The organism is Kovacikia sp. CALU 1929, from assembly GCF_056784235.1.
In genome coordinates this window covers 172,704-192,942 of record NZ_JBXBCF010000090.1, presented here as the reverse complement: position 1 = coordinate 192,942, position 20,239 = coordinate 172,704, and the positions used below count along the sequence as shown (strand labels likewise).

Genomic DNA, 20,239 nt, shown 5'->3' with positions numbered 1-20,239 from the left:
CCGCCTGGGAAAAAACAAAAGGTTAACAGAGTCACGCCCGCTAGTTTCTAATATTCCATACCATTGGAAGCTGATGGAATAACCGAGTCAGCGGTAAAATCAGCACGTCTTACCGAGGATTTCATACACCAAACTGGGAGCTACCCAACGATGAGATTTGTGACCGACCCACCGATCGCGACCAAGATTCAGAAAATGCGCCAGCGTGTGCGGTGGCAGGAACCCCTGATCCAGCAACGGCAAATCGATCAGACCTGCTTAGTCCTGGATGACGGGCACGAAGATCAGCCTGAATTTTCCTTTCTGGTGATTGGCGACAGTGGTTCTGGAGCCCATCGGGGGCACAATCCTCAACGCAAAGTAGCAGAGCAAATGCTGCGCCATCGGCAGGATTGTCGCTTTATTCTCCATACAGGCGATGTCGTTTACCTGGTTGGCTCAAGCGAGTACTACCCCAAAAATTTCATTGAGCCTTACCGGGAATTTCTCGTGGGAGGTGAACAGCCCCAGCAGATTGCCTACGACCAGATGGTCTTTAATCTGCCCTTTTTACCCGTCCCCGGCAACCACGATTATTACGACCTTCCCTTTGTCTATGGACTGTTGGCACAGACAGCCCAACCCCTTCGCCGATTACTCAAGTCCCAGCTTGATCTGGATATAGGCTGGCACGGCTCAGGACAGGGGAATGCCTACGCCCGTGCTTTTTTAGACTACCTGCGAACCCTTAACCCGACTGAACTGGAGCAGCATCTAGACCAGCATTACACGGCTAAAACCAGTACCGGCTCCTGCCTGCGCTATCAACCCGGTCTCTTCACCCGCCTGCCCAATCGCTACTACACCTTTCGCTTGGGTGGCATTGATTTTTTCGCGCTGGATTCCACAACCTTTAATGAACCGGCTCCTCTACCGACTACACCCGATGGCATCGACTTTCGACGATTGTTAGAAAACCAGCGGGCTGACCTGGAGCGGCAGATCCAGGAAATTTATGAAACCTCAGCCCGTCTTGACCCCAATAAAGCAGAAGACTCAGAACACTTAGATGATTTGAAAGCCAAATTAGAGCAACTGGAGGAGGCAAAGCGAGACATTGATAAACAGTTGAACTGTAGAGAAGGCGATGAGATTGACACCGAGCAGCTTAACTGGCTCCAGCAGCGTTTGATTGAGTCCTGGCATACAGAGTCGGTACGGGGAAGGGTGCTGTTCTTCCATCACCCCCCTTATGTGACCGAAGCCACCAAATGGTACCAGGCACAAACGTTGACTGTCCGCCGCTATCTGCGTGAAGTGCTGGATGCAGTGGCGGCAACCGTTGGGGAAGTAACCCAGGGGCAGCCCATTGTAGATTTGGTGATCAATGGTCATGCCCATTGCCTGGAGCATCTTTATACCGTGGATACAGGCCATGCGGATGCCCATATCAACTGGCTTGTGTGCGGTGGTAGTGGGTTTAGTCTGCGGCGGCAAAGGCAAGAGGGACCTGATTTGAGCGAACCGTTTGAGCATTCTGGCAAGAGAGCCGTTCGTACAGCCGCGAAATCGCTTTTATTTATTGGGCGATCGGGGCAGGGTTCACGCAAGCGCCGTCCCTATTCAGCTTTGCGGGTTGATGTGAAGCAGGGTTGTCCACCTAAGTTTGTGGTCCATCCGTTAGTGTCAGAGCAGTTTCAGCGCCAATGGTCTGAACCAGAGGTTGAACCCTTGGTGATCGGGGGCGAGTGTTAGGATCGGATGATAGCGATCGCTGAGATTACCGCTACAAACGTTCCGAGTATGCCGCCCGAGGAATTTTGGAGTACTGGATTGTGGATTCGGAGAAAGCCCAGGTGACCGTGCTGATCCTGATGGATGGATTGTATGAAGAGGTCGTAGTTAAGGGGACTGAAAAAATTCAGTCCCAGGTGTTTCCAGCCCTGGAGCTAATGGTGGAGCAAGTGTTGCAAGCAGGGCAGTAGAGTCTGCCCTTTGCCTTCTGCCTTTAGCTATAAATCCCCTTAGGTTTCTTGAACAAACTCTGCCGGATCAACATCCCAGTTAATCCAGCGGATTGCCTCACGGGCAGTTTGTAGCTCTGGAGGCACTCGTGTCGCATGAATATAGCCCGTACTGGGACAGGTCATTTTCAGTAAATGGATGGGTTCCACATCCACACTCTGATCAATTCTGAGCAAAGTGTACTCACGCCAGGAATCCAGCTCAACTGCCTGTAATTCCTGGCAGAGGCGCGTATAGCCAATCCCTTGAATTAAAACCCGCCGCAACTCGGCATTGGTTTCTTCCAGAAGCCAGCGTGATTGCCACTGGTTGGGATGGAGGGAGCCGTACTGCTCAGGGATTTGCACGTCACGAAAGTAATACAGTCGGTAGCCATCGGCAAACTGAACGGCGGGTTCTCCTTCGGCATGGAGCCGACCTTCTGGGTCAAACCTCAGACAGGTGGGACGATCTAATACCAGGCAGCCCTTTTCAAAGGCCAAATATAGGTTGCATTCAGTTACGAGCGATCGCAATGCTCGCCATTGCTTTGCATCGTGAGGAACCTTCAACTCTGAAATGCAATAGTCAAGTAAAGCTGGATGCAGCACTTCTGTCGTCTGTTGAAGGGCATTAAAACCCAGCCCCAACAGGCTGAATATTCCTAACATCCGGCGGGAACCCCGCTCCCACCCCTGGATGAATGGCTGGCTTCTCAGCGGTTGCCACAGGGTCTCTTCCAGCGATCGCGTGAATGGCTCAGTCCACTGTCCAAAGGTGTCTCCTATTTGCACAAACCATTGACCCGCTGGTTGCTGTTGCATTTGCCGTCGCCACTCAGCTTGCTGTTGCTCCCAAAACTGGGTCATCAGTTGGTCAAACAGGTGTTCACCGAATTGTTCTTGCTCTTGCTGTTGGTCAATCAGTTCTGCAAGCTGTCTCCAAAAAGTTCCCTGTTGCAGGTGAAAAAACAGTTGCTCCAGGGGCTGAGTTTGCAATTGCTCAACCAGGTGAGGCACCAGAGCAGGGGCGAGATGGGATCTCACCTGACCCGACAGGTCGAGCAGCAAAGGGATCTGTAGCAGAGGAGCGCCAAACTGTTCCAACCATTGGATCACAGTCACCTGTCCCAAGGTTTCTCTTGCCACATGGGGTCCAGCAAAGAAAAGAACCTGGGGAAGAGGCTTGCCCATTGCAGCATAGGCTGCTTTGATACTGGATTCTGCCGCTTCCCGGTCAACTGGACTCCTAGAAAGGGCAACTCGTCGCCAGCGATCGCGATAGACCGGAATCGCCGCCTCTTGCTCTGGGGTCAGCCGCTCAATCAGTGACATACCGCCAGCCTTCAGGCTCATACTCGCGCTGGATCCGCACCATCCAGCTACCCTGAGGAATTTGAACGGGTTTGTGTTCTTCGTGGGTCAGGGTTGCCTGATCAGACAGGACACGCAGGTAGAGAGTGCCATCTTTTTCGTAAAGCTCCGCTTGCCCGTTACTGATCCGGTGTCGGTGCCCGGTCACTTCCCCTTCTGCCAGCGTCAGGTGCGATAGCTTTTTGCCCATTTCACTGGAGGTCGCCTGCATGGGCATCAGGATGACATCTCCCTGGCGAATCGGTTTCATAAAGTTATCCTCCAAAGTCCGATGTTCATATTCTGGCATAGTTGGAAGGGGGAGGGGGGAGTAGGGGAACAGGGGGGAATTAAGCCAGTTAAAATGACACTATCTTCTTCAGGCTCTAGAGGTTGATCATGGTGTTGCAGCCTCATCCCAGTTCTATTCCGCCCTTAGAAAGTGGCGATCGCTTAACCCGCGCTGAGTTTGAGCGTCGCTATGAGGCAACCCCAGAGAAATTTAAAGCAGAACTGATTGAAGGAGTGGTTTACGTGGCATCCCCGGTGAGAGTCTTTCACGGTACCCCTCATTTCAATTTAATTACCTGGCTGGGAGTTTACAGTACGGCGACTCCTGGGGTTAGTGGGTCAGATAATGCCACAACCCGCCTGGATATGGACAATGAACCCCAACCCGATGCGTTACTGCGAATTGAAACGGGTGGCACCTCGACGATTAGTGAGGATGGCTACATTGAAGGGGCACCAGAACTGGTGGCAGAAATTGCGACCAGCAGTGCTTCTATTGACCTGGGAGCCAAACAAAATGCCTATCGCCGCAATGGGGTCCAGGAATATCTGGTATGGCAAACCTTTGAAAATCGCTTTAGTTGGTTTCGGTTGCAGAATGAAGAGTTTGTGGCGATTAAACCTGATAGTGATGGGATAATTCGCAGCAGTGCGTTTCCAGGATTGTGGCTAGCGGTGAGTGCACTGCTAGAGGGTAGGATGATTGAGGTGTTGAATGCGTTGCAAGCTGGGATCGCAGATTCAGCCCATCAAGTGTTTGTGCAGGAGTTGACGGACCGATCTTTTGACTGACTTACAGCAATTTTCAAACGGTCATCTAGGGTGTCAGGCGGGTTAGCTGGAAGAAATGTCCTATCAAATAAAGTGAACCGCAGAGTACGGTTAAGGGTGGCGGAGAGGTAGAATCCTGTACTGGTTCGCTGGTTGCAGCCTTGAGAGCCACAATTACATCTGAACAGGTTTGACAACTGGCTAGAGTTGGGCAGACTGTTTTAGCCAGAGTTGCCAGGTTTTCTGGATCGGCGGAACTATGATCTGGGACAGGAACCAGGTAAAGGCGATCGCCCGCCCTCAACAACGCTTTAAAGACATCCGCATGGTCTTTTGTGGATAACATGCCGATGACCCAGGTGATAGGTTTCGGGGAGGCAGGTGTTAGATGTTGGTTGTTAGGAGTTAGTGATGCTGATTTACCGTCAATACCGGGAACCCGGTACCCGATATCATCCACAAACTGTCGCAGGACCTCGGCACTGGCAGGATTATGGGCACCATCAATCAAAATCCGGTGCCCATTCCAGGTGAACCATTGCAGGCGACCTGCCCAGCGAGTCTTCGCCATGCCGCTGGCGATCGCTTCATCTGAAATTTGCCATCCTTGCTGGCGCAGAATTTGTAGAGCCGCGATCGCCAATGCCGAGTTTTTTAGTTGCACCGCTCCCAACAACGGCAACGAATAACGAATCCCCTGATACTCCACCTCTCTAACCCTCTGCCCCTCTGCCCCTCTGCTCCCCTGCCCCCCATCCCCCTTCACCAAAACAGCAGGCTCCGGATAGACCGCTGCACATCCCAGTTCAGCAATCCGTTGATCCACTACAGTTTTTGCTTCTGAGGGAAGTTGTCCAATCACAGCAGGACATCCTGGCTTGAGGATTCCGGCTTTTTCATAGGCAATATTTGCCAGGGTGGGACCGAGGCGCTGCCAGTGTTCACGGCTGAGGGAGGTGATGATACTGACGAGGGGGCGATCGCAGACGTTAGTCGCATCTAATCGTCCGCCCAAACCAACTTCAATGACGGCTATATCTACCTGCTGCCGGGCAAAGTAGAGCCATGCCGCCGCTGTAATTACCTCAAACTGAGTCGGTGAGGGTCCATCGGGTCGAATGGCTGCAATCACTTGATGCAGCAACTTCTCCAGTTCGGGGGATGGAATGGGTTTCTCGTTCAGGCAAATTCGTTCGTTCCAATCGACCAAATGAGGCGAGGTGTAGCGCCCGACCCGATAGCCCGCTTCTTTCAGCACGGCTGACAAATAGGCGCAGACCGAGCCTTTACCGTTACTTCCGGCAACATGAATGATGGGCACCCGTTCGTGGGGATTGCCTAAATTTGCCAGGAGTCGCTGGATGCTTTCCAGCCCCAGGTGAACACCGAAACGTTCAAATTGTTGGAGGAGGGAATCGATCGCCAAAATTCGCTATTTAGAAAGGAGGGAATCAGGTGGTTTAAAGAACTGGCAGTCCCTTGTGAGAGCATTAGACAGGGCGCTATCACGGGGATTGCTGGTACTGAAATCGACATTCATTTTACCCGTCTTATCATACTGCCTTGCCTGGTCATAGGCTTTTCTGTCCGTCATCATGGCAAGGGTTTGTCGCTGGTAGCGGCAGCGCCCATAGAGCCACTCTGGGGTTTTGGCATCTAGCTTCATCGTATACTCCACCAGGCAGCGGTTGTTCTGCCAGCCTTTGATCGCGACGCGCACATTGCCAGCCAGGATGGGGTTAGGCATGGAGGTCACACCGGATTTGCAGGCTTTCAACTGATCTAGCCCTGCGGTCATGGTTCCCTGGGATGCTGTGGGTTGACCAGAAGCCGGTCTGGAAGGGGAAGCAGGTGGTTGAGTGCGGGCAGGTTGAGGAGGGGATTGAGGAGAGCCAGAAGGGATGCTGGGCAACGGATTGGAGCCAGGATCTAAGCATTCTGTGCGTCCTGTACGGGGATTGACCCAGTAGTTGACGCAATTACTGGGTTGAGCCACAACCGGCAGAGCAAGAGAACTAAACAGCAACAACGTGTTGAGGCTTGCGATTACTTTCATTATCCCTTCCCGGATTCTCCTTTTACTGGGGGTCTACGATCGCCCCCATAAACAGCACAGAACCACTTTGATTATCCCGAATTGCACAGAAAAATGGGCGATCGACCACCATGGTGAACGGCTCATTGACATCCACAGAGGTTGCCCGAATTCCAATCGAAGTGACTGCCGCCGCTTCGGTGCCCTCTTCATTCACCTCCACAAAGGTCTTGTGCTTAACCTGATCAATATGAGTTTGCAGATCACTCATCCCAGAAAAATTGGCTTTGTTTGCCTCGAATGCATTTGCCATTCCCAGAGCCGACAGGGCACGCCGCAACTCAATCTCATACTCCAACTTGAATCGAGGAATCTGAACAGAACCGGTGCGACTGCGAAACTGGGTAACCTGCTGCTGCCAGTTTTCAGCCGTCAACGTTGGGTAGAAATCTGCTAAAGAGGTACCCTTTTTGGGCAGCAAGATATACATACTCATCCGTCGCCCTTCCCCGTAGGGCAGGCTCACTGCCTGAAATTGCTCCGTTTCCAGATAACGAAATTCTCCCCGTTGAGACATCATCGGGTGGGATTTCTGGCTACCATCTGCTCGGACAAAGGGCTTGTCTGCGGTTAAATTCTTGTCAAAAGGCTGAGTCCAGTCACCTTTGAAGTAAATAGCGTTAATCAGAAACAGGACATCCTGGGGGTCAATTGAATCCACAATTTCTTCAATCTTGCCGCGGGTGTTTTCTTTCACCCAATTGTTAATAATTTTGGGTGCCTGGGGGTCGTTAAAATTCAGGTTGTTAATTTTGGCACCATAAAACTGCTGATTCCGCTGCAAAAAGTCTGGCTTGAAGGCAACATCCTGCCGTGCCCACAGAGAGTTGGCGATCGCTAATTGCACCTTCGGATCGGGGTTTTGCAGCAATGCTTTCAAGTCAGCATTTGCCTGATTTAGCTCTTGCAGGGTGATACCATTCAGTTCCAGTGCCTTTGCGATCGCCTGTTGCGTTTCACCATTGGCTCCGTTGTATACCATCGCCAGAGCGATCGCCACACTGGAAGGGGACACAAATACATTTTTGTTCTGGTCTTGCTTCAGAATTTCTGAGAACAGCCTGAACCCAAACCGGGTATTGGCAGCCACCAGCTTAGGATTGACCTCTGACTGTTTTTGCATTGCCATTTGTTCCTGTTGTGGAGTGGAGTGGGGCAAAGTTTTCCCCTGTTCTTGACTGACCGCCTGAATACATCCCATTAAACCCAGCAAAATGATTCCCGTAGCCGCCATTGCACCGATTTTCTGTCGTCCCCAAGCGCCCATCTCACCACTCCTGTCGCAAACTGCCAAATTACATTTCTACGCTTCCAGAATGTCACGCCTACAATCACAAAGAGTATTGGTTACGTTTTTAGAAACTGAAAAACGAACCAGTTGAGAGTTGAAAGTTGAGAGTTGAAAGTTGAAAATAACCAATGACCTTGATTGACGGACAAATCTCATAATCAATCGTCCGAATCGCCACCCTACACCCCCGCCTTCTCCCCAATTAGGAGCTTATACCCCCCTCTCCCACCCTGGGCTATTCATTTCACAAAACTCACTCATCACTTGATACAGATCACCTTTCGGGCGCTTCCACGCCCACCGATCAACCCTTTTGGAGGGGGTCTGGGGGACGCAACCGTCTCCCAGCAGGGGGCACGGGGGAACTGTCCCCCGCTCTTGCGGCTCCTGCCGCCCCCAGATCTCCGCCCTACCTAACAAGCCCTCCCCCCTTGCACGAACACTAAAGGCGAACACCCTCGCTCCTCACGCTCATGTTTCTCCCCCTTCTGCTTGCCTTCCTTATCCTGCGTCTCGTATTCTGGTTCAACACCTTTCCCAATCCCGATGAGGCATATTACTGGCTGTGGGGACAGCATCCCGGATGGTCCTATTATGACCATCCGCCTTTACAAGCCTGGGTGCAGAGTCTATTTACAGGGGCAGTCGGGCGATCGCCCTTTGTTCTGCGATTACCAAACCTGATCAGCAATATTCTCTTCTTCTACACCTATTACCGCATTGTTCGCTACCTGTACGGGAAGGACTCCAACAAACACTTTTGGGTTTTGTTGCTCTTAGTGCTGGCTTCGCCGCTGTATTTTCTGTTCCTGGCGTTGGCATGGCATGACCACTGGCTGATCACCTTCTCGCTAATTTCGGCATACCTGTTTATTCGGTTTTTGGATGGCTATTTGTCAGACGGTAAGGGAGAAAGCTGGCGATTGTATGGAGCGGCGGTCGCGATCGCCCTCGCTGGTCTATGTAAGTACAATGCTGCCTTTATGGTGCTGGGTTTTGTGGCAGTCGTGATAGCCGACAAACGGTTACATCCGCTGGGGCGAGATTGCCGAATTTACTGGGCGGGGGCGATCGCTGCCAGTGCCCTGATTCCAATCCTGATCTGGAATCTCTCCAATGATTTTCAGTCGTTTCGCTATTACGTGAATCGCAGTGTTAGCAATGGCAATTTCAGCTTAAAAATCGGTCCATTTCTGAACTTTGTCCTGTTTTCCTTTCTCCTCGTTTCTCCAACCCATTGGATCAGCTTCCTCCGCAGCCTGAAACAGCCTGCTCCATCCATCTCCACAAAATCCGTTTACCCATCCGTCGCCTTCTGGGTATTCATCATTCCCACCGTAACCCTGACCGCCATCTCCCTTGCATCCGCCGCCCTTTACTACTGGAATATTACCGCCTACTTGCTCCTCTTCCCCCTCGCCGCTGACTACTTCGTCAAACCCAATCAACCCCCTTCTCTTCCCTCCTCTCCCTTTTCTCCTCCTCTCCCCCTCTCCCCCTCCTTTGCTTCCCTCAAACACAAACGCCTATTCCTCAGCGGACAACTTTACGGGCTACTGTTCGCCAGCTTGCTGGTGGTTCACTATAGCTTTCTGCCATTATCTGCCCTGGTCAGCCATCAAGAAGACCCCGATTCGCGCATGTTATTTGGCTGGAATACCATCGCGACTGAAGTGACCACAGAGGCAGCAGAGTTAGGGCAAGACCGCTTTTTGATCGCAACCGATTATCGAACGGCTTCTGCACTGGCATATCAGTTAAGCGATCGGAATGTCATGTCCATTTCCGATCGCATTGACCAGTTCGATTTCTGGTATACCGATGACGAACCATTTAAGGGCAGAAATGCGGTCATTCTGTGGGATGACTGGCACCCCATTCAACCAGAATTGCTGGCTCAATTTGAGCGCACCTCTGTTGCCAGAACCATTCCCGTAACTCAATTTGGTGTGTGGATTAAAAATTACTACCTTGTAAAGGGATACCGATTTAAGGGAGGGAGGGTTTCGTAAAGGGAGTTGAGAGTTAAGAATGGTCATTGGTCATTGGTCATAAATACCACCCCTAAACCTCTACCACCTGTTTATTCACAGATCACTGACTGCCTCCACATCAGTAACAACCGTTCGGCTGGAGCGCTCATGTCAGAGCCAATAACCTCTCACACCTCACACCCAACACCTCACACCTGATTCCCTGTCCAGCATTGCCCCAAGTGAAAGCCATGTTTTCTACCGAGCAGCTTTTCGGTTTTGTGATTGCGTCGGTCGTTGTGACGATCGCCCCCGGTCCCGATAATCTGGCAGTTCTAAGCCTTGGACTATCCCGTGGTAGACCTGCTGGAATGGGATTTGCCCTGGGCTGTGGGCTTGGCTGTTTAACCCATACAGCCTGGGCAACGCTGGGAGTGAGTGCGATTATTGCCACCTCTGAAATGGCTTTCCAAATCCTCAAATATGCTGGAGCCGCCTACCTCATTTACCTTGGTATTATGGCGTTTCAGAGCAAAGGAGCCAGGCTTGCCAGGATTGCCAACAGCCCTAATTCAGATCAGAACTTTTGGCGGTTTGTCGGACGTGGACTGATTGCCAATGCCATCAATCCAAAAGTTGCCCTGTTCTTCCTGGCTTTCCTACCCCAATTTGTCAATCCCCTGGAGTGGGTTAGCCTGCAAATGGCAATCCTGGGGATTATTTTTTGCCTGATCGCCTCCCTACTGTTCCTGCTGTTAGGCTACTTTGCAGGGACAGTAGGGACATGGCTAAGGGCAACCAGCATCGGGAAGTGGCTCGATCGCCTCGCCGGGGGTCTCTTTATCAGTCTGGGTATTAGTCTGATTTTTTCCAGGCGACCAACTTGAGTCAATGGCACCTCTTCTGGCTCATTTTGCTCGGACCTATTGTGTAGAGCAAGTTTTCCTAGCTCCGATTCCCTTCAATGCCTTTGCAGGCTGCATCGTAGTAATACTTGCGATCGTCCAGACCGTTGTAGCCACCATTGACTCGGAGTGTAATCTCTTCTACGGAGGTTCCGCGATCGCAGAGGGAATGGTTAACTCGATTTTGGTGGGACAAGATTGTGAGGGCTTTCTTCCACCATCTGTAAGCCAAACACTTCCGCAAAGGCAGAGATTACTTGCAATCTGACCGCATTTAACTCAATTTCTGGAATAAACTGTTCCAGACTGCCCACTCGCTTGTCTGCGATACCACAGGGAACAATTTGCTCAAAACCCTTCATATCGGGACGCACGTTAAGAGAAAAGCCGTGCATGGTAATCCATCGGCTCACCTTAATCCCGATCGCTGCCACCTTCTTATCCTCTACCCAAACCCCTGTCAATCCTGAAACTCGCTCACCCTTCAGCCCATAAGTTGCCAGTACCCGAATTAACACTTCCTCCAATTGGCGCAAATACCAGTGCAAGTCCCTCTGGTAATAGTTCAAATTCAAGATGGGGTAACCCACCAGTTGACCAGGGCAATGGTAAGTCACTTCCCCACCACGCTCAACCCGAACCACTTCCGACTCGGACTGGGTAGGATCAAACTTAATAAATTCAGAATTGGCTCCCTGCCCCAGCGTGTAAACCGGCGGATGCTCCAACAGAATCAGGACATCTTCCAGATTTGAATTTTGCCGCCGTTCTGCCACCAGCGATCGCTGCCAGGAATGGGCGATCTCATAGGGCACAATTTCCTGGGTATATAGTCGGCAATGGCGCTTAACACCTGACACTTAACACTCCTCTATGCCCTAATTCCATGAAAAAATCAAGCGAAATTCAACACAAAATGTTATTGAATAAACCATTTCTGAATCAAGAATTGTCACAGGTTGGAAAAACATTCTAAAGGTAACTGTTTGCCTCTATACAAAGTGCTAGGGTTGAATTAACACCCAAATTGAATCGGGGAGGAAGCTTATGAAGCTTGTTATCCAGGGAAAAAATATCGAGATCACTGATGCACTCCATGACTACGTGACTCAAAAAATCGAAAAGGCGGTGAATCATTATCAAAACCTGACGACTGAAGTAGATGTTCATCTGTCCGTAGCCCGCAACCCCCGGATAAATTCTAAGCAAACAGCCGAGGTAACCATCTATGTAAATGGTGCTGTGATTCGTGCAGAAGAGAGTAGCGAAAACCTTTACGCAAGCATTGATCTGGTTGCCGATAAGATTGCACGCAAACTGCGCAAGTACAAAGAAAAGCGGCAGGATAAGAACCATTCTTCTGTCAAGACCGCCGAAGCGTTGAATGACCAACCAATAGTTACAGATCTGTTACAAGATCGGGAACCATCGCTGCCATCTCATGTGGTTCGCACCAAATACTTTGCCATGTCACCCATGACGGTGCAGGATGCACAGGAACAACTAGAAATGATTGATCACGATTTCTACATGTTCTTGAATGCTGAAACAAACGAAATCAATGTGATCTACGAGCGTAATCATGGAGGTTATGGGGTCATTATGCCGCGCAAGGGTAACGGGCAAAAAAAGGACGCGAATGGACATGAGTCCATGAATGGCTACGGCACGTCCGATAAACAGCATAGCCAGGTGTAGTACTCAGGAGATTCCATAAAGGGTAAATACCTTGTAGGGGCAGGTTTTCCGTTATGTTAGTGCTGTTGGTGAATGTGCCGTTAAACCCGCCCTTACGACTACCCTAAGGCTTCAACCCGATTAACCCTCGCAGTTCCCTTAACAAAGGAGAAGAGTCGGTTTTGGGAAAGCGATTGGTTAAAATGCCTTGGCTGGGACTAAACAGTAATGCCAGTGTGAAGAAACTTGACACCACCAGTACGATCGCCGGTCCTGAAGGCAGGTTATAGAAATAGCTTAAATACATACCGCTAATACTGGATAGGATACCGATTACCGCTCCTACCAGCATGACTTGGTGCAGTCGTTTAACCAGAAGATAGGCGGTTGCTCCGGGTGTAATCAGCAGGGATAGAACCAGAACCACTCCCACAGCTTTCATACTGGCAACGACTGTCAGCGCAATCAGAATCATTAGACCTGAGTTGAGCAGGTGAACGGGTAGCCCTGCGGACTGCGCCCCCAAGGGGTCAAAACTGTAGAACAAAAGTTCTTTATATAGTAGAAAAACACTCAGCAAAACCAGGACAGCAATGATGGCAGTGTCCCGGACTTCATCCTGAGTCACACCTAAAATATTGCCAAATAGAAAGTGATTCAGGTCAATTTTGTTTTCCTTCTGGATCAGCGTAATCAGGACAATACCGAGGGCAAAGAAGGACGAAAGGACAATTCCCATTGCGGCATCTTCTTTGATCGGCGATCGCGTATGAATCCAGGCAATAATAACGGTGCTTAATACGCCCGCTACAAAAGCACCCAGGTAAATATTGACTCCCAGCGCAAAGGCGATTGCCAGTCCCGGCAGCAGCGAATGGCTGATGTCATCCCCCAGCATAGCAAGGCGTTGCACCATCAGGTAGGTGCCCACCACCGAGCAGATAATACCAACCGTCACCGCAACGATCAGAGATCGTTGCATAAATCCGTACTGCAACGGTTCAATCAGTAAATCCAGCATTATTGATGTCCTGCTGTTTAATTCTCACGCTGCCATGTCAGAAAAGAACTTGACCTGCCCACCGTAGGCACGCACCATATTATCGGTGGTAAGCACCTGCTCCCGTTCACCAATGGCAATCAGTTCACGGTTCAGCAGTAACAGATTGTCAAAGTGAGTAATTGACTCACCCAGGTCATGATTCACAACCATGACCAGTTTGCCAGCATCGGCAAGTTCACTAAAGATTTGGTAGAGAACCGCTTCTGTTTTCTGATCCACCCCCACAAACGGCTCATCAAAGAAAAAGAGATCGGCTTCCTGCGCCAGTGCCCGCGCCAAAAATACCCGCTGCTGTTGCCCTCCCGAAAGGGCACCAATCCGGCGATCGCGGTACTCACTCATGCCTACCCGTTCCAGCGCGTCAGCCGCAATCCGCTGGCTCACACCAGAGAACCGATTAAACCAGCCTGTTTTCTTGACCCTGCCCATTAACACGACATCCCAGACGGTTGCCGGAAACGTCCAATCAATTTGCGATCGCTGCGGTACATACGCCGTTCGGTCTAGCTGATCGATGAGCGGTTGATCACCATACACCACCGAACCCGTCACGCTCGGAATCAACCCCAGCATCGCTTTAACCAGCGTACTTTTTCCCGCCCCATTGGGACCAAAAACTCCCACCAATTGCCCCGGCACCAGGGAGAAACTGATATCCCACAGCGCCTTGACCGCCCGGTAATTGACGCTTAAATGATCAACTGCGATCGCCCCATTGCCCATCATTTAGAACCATCCTTCAATCGCAAGAAATTATAGAGTGTGTCAAAAATCAGGTGTCAGGTGCTTTCAGGTCCTCTCCGTGCCCCATCGACCCTTACCCAATTCAAATATGAAACGAATATGAAATATAGTGTAACCTGAAAAAAGATGAAAGAATTATGAAAAGTTAGATGTATGACAAAAGGAATGGTAAGACACATTCGCTCCTGCACGCTTCCATCCCTGGTCGTGGCAATCGGGCTTTGGTTGGGGGGGTGTTCTACGCCTCAAGGTGCACAGACCTCACCTGGGGATAAACCAGAGGTTGTCTCCACCAGCACCTTAATCACCGACTGGACTCAACAAATTGCGGGGGATGAAGTCAACCTGGTAGCGATTCTCAAGCCAGGGGACGATCCCCACATTTACGAACCGGTTCCTGCCGATACGGTTGCCCTGGAGAAGGCAGATCTGATTTTTTACAATGGCTATAACCTGGAACCCGGATTGATTCGGCTGATTACGGCAACGGGTATTCAAGCTCGCCAGGTGGCAGTGGGTGAAATTATTCCGCCTCTAGAACTGAACGAAAGCAGCAAGGGTAAAGTCCCCGATCCCCATGTCTGGGGCAATGTGAAACATGTGATTAAAATGATCGCCCTGATCCGGGATGAATTGATCCGGCTTTCACCTGAAGACCAGGAAACCTTTACCCAAAATGCTGCCAAACTGACTCAAGAATTGCAGCAACTTGACCAGTGGATTGCCCAACAGATACAAACGATTCCAGTCCAGCAGCGGCAGCTTGTCACGACCCATGATGCCTTTCAGTACTATGCAAACGCTTACAGTTTGACCGTCGCCGGAACCTTGATTGGGATCAGCACCGAAGAGCAACCCAGCGCCCAAACCGTCCAAAAACTGGCAAATTCAATCAAGAACCTAGGAGTGCCCACAATTTTTGCGGAAACCACCATTAATCCCCGACTAATTACAACCGTTGCAGAGGAAGCCAACGTTAAACTTGCACCGCAACCCCTTTACTCTGATTCGATTGGGTCTCCTGGTAGCAGTGCCGATACCTATATCAAAATGATGGTTGCCAATACAACGGCGATCGCGCTTGCCTTGGGAGGACAGCCTACCCCCTATCCCCTGTCCCCCTCTATGTCACAATGAAAAGCAGTGATCAAAATCCCTAATTGTTCGGAAAAGCCGTGAAATTCTTTTCAAAACCCTCTGCTGTTGAGGATAGTCAATCTGCCCCGTCTAAAAAATCTCATCCTGTAAGCCCGACCCCGGCAATTGAGAACGGTCGGTCTATTCACCATGCTCCCGTTCGTCGTCGTCCAGTATTCCCATTTACGGCGATCGTGGGGCAAGAAGAGATGAAGCTGGCACTGCTGCTGAACGTGATTGACCCCAAAATCGGTGGTGTGATGATCATGGGCGATCGCGGCACGGGCAAAACCACCACCATTCGCGCCCTGGCAGATTTGCTGCCCGAAATGGACGTGGTTGCTGATGACCCCTTCAACAGCAGCCCCACCGACCCTGACTTAATGGATGAAGCCATTCGCCAGCAGGTAGAGCAGGGCATTGAGCTGCCGGTTATTCAGAAAAAGGTTTCCATGATCGATCTGCCGCTGGGCGCAACTGAAGACCGGGTTTGCGGCACGATTGATATTGAAAAGGCACTCTCAGAAGGGGTCAAAGCCTTTGAACCGGGGCTGCTGGCAAAGGCAAACCGGGGTATCCTTTACGTCGATGAAGTTAACCTGCTCGATGACCACCTGGTTGATGTACTACTCGACTCTGCCGCCTCTGGCTGGAACACCGTAGAACGGGAGGGAATTTCTGTTCGTCACCCTGCCCGGTTTGTGCTGGTTGGCTCTGGTAATCCGGAAGAGGGCGAACTCCGCCCCCAATTGCTCGATCGATTTGGGATGCACGCCGAAATTCGGACGGTGAAAGAGCCAGTTCTGCGGGTACAAATCGTTGAACAACGAACAGAATTTGACCAGAACCCTCCTGTCTTCCTGGAAAAGTACCAGACCCAGCAAGATGAGCTACAACAGCGGATTGTCAGCGCTCAGGAACGCCTGAAGCATGTGGCGATCGATCACGACCTGCGGGTGAAGATCTCCCAGGTCTGTGCGGAACTAAATGTAGACGGGCTGCGGGGCGACATTGTAACAAACCGGGCAGCTAAAGCACTCGCAGCTTTTGAAGGTCACACGGAAGTCACCATTGATGACATCCGCCGCGTGATTACTCTTTGTCTGCGTCACCGGCTGCGGAAAGACCCGCTGGAATCGATTGATTCCGGCTATAAGGTACAGAAGGTGTTTGCCGAGGTGTTTGGTGTCCAGGAGCAGAAAGCTGAAGGATGAAAGATAAAGGATGAAGGCTAAAAAATGAATTTAGCCTCCAGCCTTTATCCTTTATCTCCAGTGCTTTATGGAAAAACGCATTCTTGGACTGGATCCTGGCTTGGCGATTTTGGGATTTGGGGCAATTTCATGCCAGGGATCGCCATCCAGCAGCATTGCTGAGCAGGTTACGGTTCTGGATTACGGAGTTGTACAGACCCCGGCAGGGCAGGAAATGGGGCAGCGGCTGATTACGCTCTATGAAGACTTGCATACGCTGCTGAAGCACTGGGAACCTGACCTGGTTTCGATTGAGAAACTATTTTTCTACCGAATGGGTAATACGATCGCTGTTGCCCAGGCGCGTGGTGTGGTCATGCTTGTACTGGCACAGTATCAAGTCCCCTTCGTTGAATTCACCCCCGCCCAAATTAAGCAGGCATTAACCGGACATGGCAACGCTGATAAGCGCGAAGTTCAACAAGCCGTCACCCGCGAACTCAATTTAGAACATATTCCCCAACCAGACGATGCCGCCGATGGGTTGGCGGTTGCCCTGACTGCTTGGTTTCAACGGTAATCCATAAAATAAGTCTCTCTAAAATGAGAGCTATCCCGGCAAAAAGTAGACAAGGGGCTTAAGCCTCTTGTTAAGGCAAACTCATATTGAACTGGTATAAGTTGTCATGCTATAGATTGCTTCCCGCAGGGTACAAACCGTTAGGGAAGCATTGGTATGCTCTATTGCTTATTCGATGGCGGCACCAAAAAACTGCTATTTAGATAAATGGGCATCTGTTGGCTGGGTCTTTACAGTATGTTTTGAAGCTGTGTTACAAATAGCCAACTAATGTAGTGGAGTATAAATAGAAGCTTAAGTTACTCTATCTTTGTTCAGAAATACTATCCAATTGATAATTAACTACAATTGCAAAACACTTTAACTTAAGAGACTGTTTGTAAACAAATATCACTTCCAAAGTTTATCCACAAACTGTTTCTAAGGTTTGCAAAAGAGGACTATAAAACTCTTTTTCTTTTACATTCCTGGATTCAGTTCTGTTTGAATTGTCCACTGTAAAGTTATTTAACTCCATCTTTTTATAGCCCTTTATGAGGCTGAATTAACTTTACGTTTTCCAAGAAAATAGTCCCTTCAACCTCGATAACAAATAACCTTGATAACAAAATAGGAGAAATCGATGAGTTCCATGGTTGCATCGATTCAGCGACGGACTAGTGTGGCGCTGGTTGCGCCGCTCTCTGGGCATTTGGTGCCAATCGAACAGGTACCCGATCCGGTTTTTTCTCAAAAGATGGTGGGAGACGGTATTTCCATTGACCCCATCAGCCAGAGTCTGCTGGCACCCTGCGATGGAGAAGTGATTCAGCTTCACCCTTCTAACCATGCAGTGACCCTGAAAACCCAGGAGGGGTTGGAGGTGTTAATGCATATTGGGCTTGACACGGTCACCTTAAGGGGAAAAGGGTTTACGCCCAGGGTGAAGGTGGGCGATCGCGTGGAAGCTGGAGCACCCTTAATTGATTTTGATGCCGATTTTGTTGCCACCCATGCCCGCAGTTTGCTGACCCAGATCGTGATTACCAATAGCGATCGCGTCGCCCAATTTTCACCCAACTCTGGGAATGTCAGAAGTGCTACCGATGTAGTGTTAAACCTGACGCTGGCGAGTGAAGCGCCTCAAACCACTGTCCAGACAGGTAATGTCATCACCTCCGATCCAATTCTGGTACCCAATCCGGTTGGGATGCATGCCCGTCCGGCAGCGGTGCTGGCTAACCTGGCGAAAAAGTATCAGTCCACTATCCGGTTGCAAAAGGGTGAGAAAAAAGCCAATGTCCGCAGTGTGGTGGGCATTATGGGGTTGGAAATTGGCTACCGAGACACTGTTCGCCTGATTGCCGAGGGTCCGGATGCGGCAGCGGCGATCGCTAACCTCAGTGCTGAAATGCGATCCGGATTGGGAGAGGAAGGGGCAAAACCTGCGCCTGCCCTTGCCAGTATTGCCCAGTCTGAGATGACCGAGCCTGCACCCCGCCCCCGCTCTGAAGATCCAAATATTATCCTGGGAGTAGCGGCATCCCCCGGTATCGCCGTTGGCAATACCTATCGGATTACGCACCAGGAAATTCACGTTTCTGAGAAGGCAGACAATCCCAATCAAGAACGCCGCAGGCTGGAAAAAGCCGTTCAACAGGCAAAACTGGAAGTTGAAGCACTGCGGGCAAAGGTTCATGGTCAACGGGATGCGAGTAAAGCCGCCATTTTTGCTGCCCACCTGGAGTTGCTGGAAGATCCGGAGCTAATCGATACGGCAACCAGCGCGATCGATAAAGGCTGTAGTGCAGCCTACGCCTGGAAACAGACCTACACCCAACAGGCAGAGCACCTCTCGAAGCTGAAGAACGAACTGCTGGCAGCCCGCGCCAATGATCTGCGCGATGTGGGCGAACGAGTACTGCGCATCCTGACTGGCTCGGCAGTTGCGACGGTTACCTACCCTGAGCATTGCATCCTGCTGGCAGAAGACCTGACCCCATCCGATACCGCCACGATGGATCGGTCAAAGGTGCTGGGCTTCTGCACTGTGGGTGGTGGAGCAACCTCTCACGTCTCCATCCTGGCACGGTCGATGGATATTCCAGCGATCGCCGGAGCCGAACCCCGAATTCTCGATTTGCCCAACGGAACCCCTGTCATTTTAGATGGCAGCAAGGGCATTTTGCGCCTGCATCCCAGTCCCGCAGAAATGGAGCGGGTCAGGCAACACCAGATACGCTTCAAAGCTCGTCGAGCACAAGAACTGTCCGCTGCCGATACCCCTGCCATCACGACCGATGGCTACCGGGTAGAAGTGGTCGCCAATATCAGCAGCGTAGAGGATGCTGAAAAGACCGTATCGCTTGGTGGCGAGGGCGTAGGTTTGTTGCGCTCTGAATTCATTTTTATGGATCGCGCCTCGGCACCGACAGAAGACGAGCAAGCCGAAATGTATGAAAGGGTTGGCAGCGTGTTGGGCGATCGCCCCCTGATCATCCGCACTCTGGATGTGGGCGGTGATAAGCCTCTACCTTACTTACCGATTCCCCATGAAGAAAATCCCTTTCTGGGTGAGCGTGGGGTTCGGATTGGGTTCGACCGTCCAGAAATTCTGCGAACTCAATTGCGTGCCATCCTGCGGGCATCCCGTAGCGGAAATGTGAAGGTGATGTTTCCCATGATTGCCCGCATGGAAGAATGGCGGATGGCAAAAGGAATGCTGGATGAAGAAAGTCAGAAACTTGGCATCCAGCCGATCGCAGCAGGCATCATGGTCGAAATCCCCGCTACTGCCGTGATGGCTGACCAGTTTGCCAGAGAAGTCGATTTCTTCTCCATCGGCACCAATGACCTGACCCAGTACACCCTGGCAATGGATCGGGGGCACCCCAAACTGGCAGCCTTTGCCGATGCCCTCCACCCCAGCGTCTTGAAGCTAATTGGCATGGCAGCCCAGGCAGCCAATCAGCAGGGTAAATGGTGTGGTATCTGCGGCGGCGTTGCCAGCGACCCTCAGGCAGTCCCCATTCTGATTGGTCTGGGTGTGAAGGAACTCAGTGTCAGTATCCCTACCATTCCCAGTATTAAGGCACAAATCCGCGAACTCAGTCTGTCAGAGTGTCAGCGGTTAGCCGAGAAAGCGATCGCCCTGGATACGGCGGCTGACGTTAGAGCACTGTGTCCGCTGTCGGAAGAATAGAGA

General features: G+C 51.0%; 18 protein-coding genes and 1 pseudogene. 10 read left to right on the top strand and 9 right to left on the bottom strand.

Annotated features, from left to right (window positions below; all coding sequences use genetic code 11):
- Positions 1-150 precede the first annotated feature (150 nt).
- Both AC1S52_RS25310 and AC1S52_RS25305 read left to right on the top strand, forming a co-directional pair.
- Entirely contained in the window at positions 151-1,734 is a 1,584-nt protein-coding gene (locus AC1S52_RS25310) for a metallophosphoesterase family protein (protein WP_482031816.1), read from the top strand.
- A gap of 35 nt (positions 1,735-1,769) precedes the next feature.
- Positions 1,770-1,964: pseudogene (locus tag AC1S52_RS25305) on the top strand (Uma2 family endonuclease); the annotation flags it as partial.
- 39 nt (positions 1,965-2,003) lie between these two features.
- On the opposite strand, the gene AC1S52_RS25300 reads toward AC1S52_RS25305, so the two are convergent.
- Positions 2,004-3,338: a DUF6745 domain-containing protein gene (locus AC1S52_RS25300; protein ID WP_482031815.1), complete on the bottom strand. Its 1,335-nt coding sequence runs from the start codon at positions 3,336-3,338 to the stop codon at positions 2,004-2,006.
- Complete coding sequence (locus AC1S52_RS25295; protein ID WP_482031814.1) at positions 3,304-3,606, bottom strand: hypothetical protein; 303 nt, start codon at positions 3,604-3,606, stop codon at positions 3,304-3,306. The genes AC1S52_RS25300 and AC1S52_RS25295 overlap by 35 nt, the downstream gene beginning before the upstream one ends.
- Before the next feature lie 128 nt (positions 3,607-3,734).
- Here AC1S52_RS25295 and AC1S52_RS25290 point away from each other — a divergent pair, with 128 nt between their 5' ends.
- Positions 3,735-4,418 carry a Uma2 family endonuclease gene (locus tag AC1S52_RS25290; protein WP_482031813.1) on the top strand — a complete coding sequence of 228 codons (684 nt, stop codon included), beginning with the start codon at positions 3,735-3,737 and terminating at the stop codon, positions 4,416-4,418.
- A 25-nt stretch (positions 4,419-4,443) separates the two neighbouring features.
- Here the strand turns inward: AC1S52_RS25290 and AC1S52_RS25285 are convergent, their stop codons facing one another.
- Genes AC1S52_RS25285 through AC1S52_RS25275 form a run of 3 tightly spaced genes read right to left on the bottom strand, consistent with a single transcriptional unit; the run spans position 4,444 to position 7,759 of the window.
- Entirely contained in the window at positions 4,444-5,823 is a 1,380-nt protein-coding gene (locus AC1S52_RS25285; protein ID WP_482031812.1) for a bifunctional folylpolyglutamate synthase/dihydrofolate synthase, read from the bottom strand.
- Between the two features lie 6 nt (positions 5,824-5,829).
- Positions 5,830-6,453, bottom strand: coding sequence for a hypothetical protein (locus AC1S52_RS25280; protein WP_482031811.1), 624 nt, complete (start codon positions 6,451-6,453; stop codon positions 5,830-5,832).
- Between the two features lie 22 nt (positions 6,454-6,475).
- On the bottom strand, positions 6,476-7,759 hold the full coding sequence (locus AC1S52_RS25275; RefSeq protein ID WP_482031810.1) for a serpin family protein: 1,284 nt from the start codon (positions 7,757-7,759) through the stop codon (positions 6,476-6,478).
- Positions 7,760-8,256: 497 nt separating this feature from the next.
- Here AC1S52_RS25275 and AC1S52_RS25270 point away from each other — a divergent pair, with 497 nt between their 5' ends.
- On the top strand, positions 8,257-9,795 hold the full coding sequence (locus tag AC1S52_RS25270) for an ArnT family glycosyltransferase (RefSeq protein ID WP_482031809.1): 1,539 nt from the start codon (positions 8,257-8,259) through the stop codon (positions 9,793-9,795).
- 212 nt (positions 9,796-10,007) lie between these two features.
- A complete protein-coding gene (locus AC1S52_RS25265; protein ID WP_482031808.1) occupies positions 10,008-10,643 on the top strand; it encodes a LysE family translocator in 636 nt (211 codons plus the stop codon).
- A gap of 58 nt (positions 10,644-10,701) precedes the next feature.
- Here the strand turns inward: AC1S52_RS25265 and AC1S52_RS25260 are convergent, their stop codons facing one another.
- Together AC1S52_RS25260 and lipB are read right to left on the bottom strand one after the other, a co-directional pair.
- Entirely contained in the window at positions 10,702-10,857 is a 156-nt protein-coding gene (locus AC1S52_RS25260; protein WP_482031807.1) for a hypothetical protein, read from the bottom strand.
- On the bottom strand, positions 10,835-11,521 hold the full coding sequence (lipB, locus tag AC1S52_RS25255) for a lipoyl(octanoyl) transferase LipB (RefSeq protein ID WP_482031806.1): 687 nt from the start codon (positions 11,519-11,521) through the stop codon (positions 10,835-10,837). Before lipB ends, AC1S52_RS25260 begins: the two co-directional genes overlap by 23 nt.
- Positions 11,522-11,708: 187 nt before the next feature.
- Here lipB and hpf point away from each other — a divergent pair, with 187 nt between their 5' ends.
- Positions 11,709-12,359, top strand: coding sequence for a ribosome hibernation-promoting factor, HPF/YfiA family (hpf, locus tag AC1S52_RS25250; RefSeq protein WP_482031805.1), 651 nt, complete (start codon positions 11,709-11,711; stop codon positions 12,357-12,359).
- Between the two features lie 103 nt (positions 12,360-12,462).
- Here hpf and AC1S52_RS25245 read toward each other — a convergent pair whose 3' ends face one another.
- The gene (locus tag AC1S52_RS25245) at positions 12,463-13,320 is read right to left on the bottom strand and encodes a metal ABC transporter permease (protein ID WP_482031804.1); all 858 of its coding nucleotides are present in this window, start codon (positions 13,318-13,320) and stop codon (positions 12,463-12,465) included.
- A 63-nt stretch (positions 13,321-13,383) separates the two neighbouring features.
- On the bottom strand, positions 13,384-14,127 hold the full coding sequence (locus tag AC1S52_RS25240; protein ID WP_482031803.1) for a metal ABC transporter ATP-binding protein: 744 nt from the start codon (positions 14,125-14,127) through the stop codon (positions 13,384-13,386).
- A 183-nt stretch (positions 14,128-14,310) separates the two neighbouring features.
- On the opposite strand from AC1S52_RS25240, the gene AC1S52_RS25235 reads away from it, so the two are divergent.
- The 4 genes from AC1S52_RS25235 to ptsP all read left to right on the top strand — a co-directional run bounded on the left by AC1S52_RS25235 (position 14,311) and on the right by ptsP (position 20,236).
- Positions 14,311-15,282 carry a metal ABC transporter solute-binding protein, Zn/Mn family gene (locus tag AC1S52_RS25235; RefSeq protein ID WP_482031802.1) on the top strand — a complete coding sequence of 324 codons (972 nt, stop codon included), beginning with the start codon at positions 14,311-14,313 and terminating at the stop codon, positions 15,280-15,282.
- Between the two features lie 38 nt (positions 15,283-15,320).
- Positions 15,321-16,496 (top strand): magnesium chelatase ATPase subunit I, encoded by a 1,176-nt coding sequence (gene bchI, locus AC1S52_RS25230; RefSeq protein WP_482031801.1) that lies wholly within the window; start codon positions 15,321-15,323, stop codon positions 16,494-16,496.
- 67 nt (positions 16,497-16,563) lie between these two features.
- Positions 16,564-17,055 carry a crossover junction endodeoxyribonuclease RuvC gene (gene ruvC / locus AC1S52_RS25225; protein WP_482031800.1) on the top strand — a complete coding sequence of 164 codons (492 nt, stop codon included), beginning with the start codon at positions 16,564-16,566 and terminating at the stop codon, positions 17,053-17,055.
- A 622-nt stretch (positions 17,056-17,677) separates the two neighbouring features.
- Entirely contained in the window at positions 17,678-20,236 is a 2,559-nt protein-coding gene (ptsP, locus tag AC1S52_RS25220; RefSeq protein ID WP_482031799.1) for a phosphoenolpyruvate--protein phosphotransferase, read from the top strand.
- Positions 20,237-20,239: the final 3 nt, after the last annotated feature.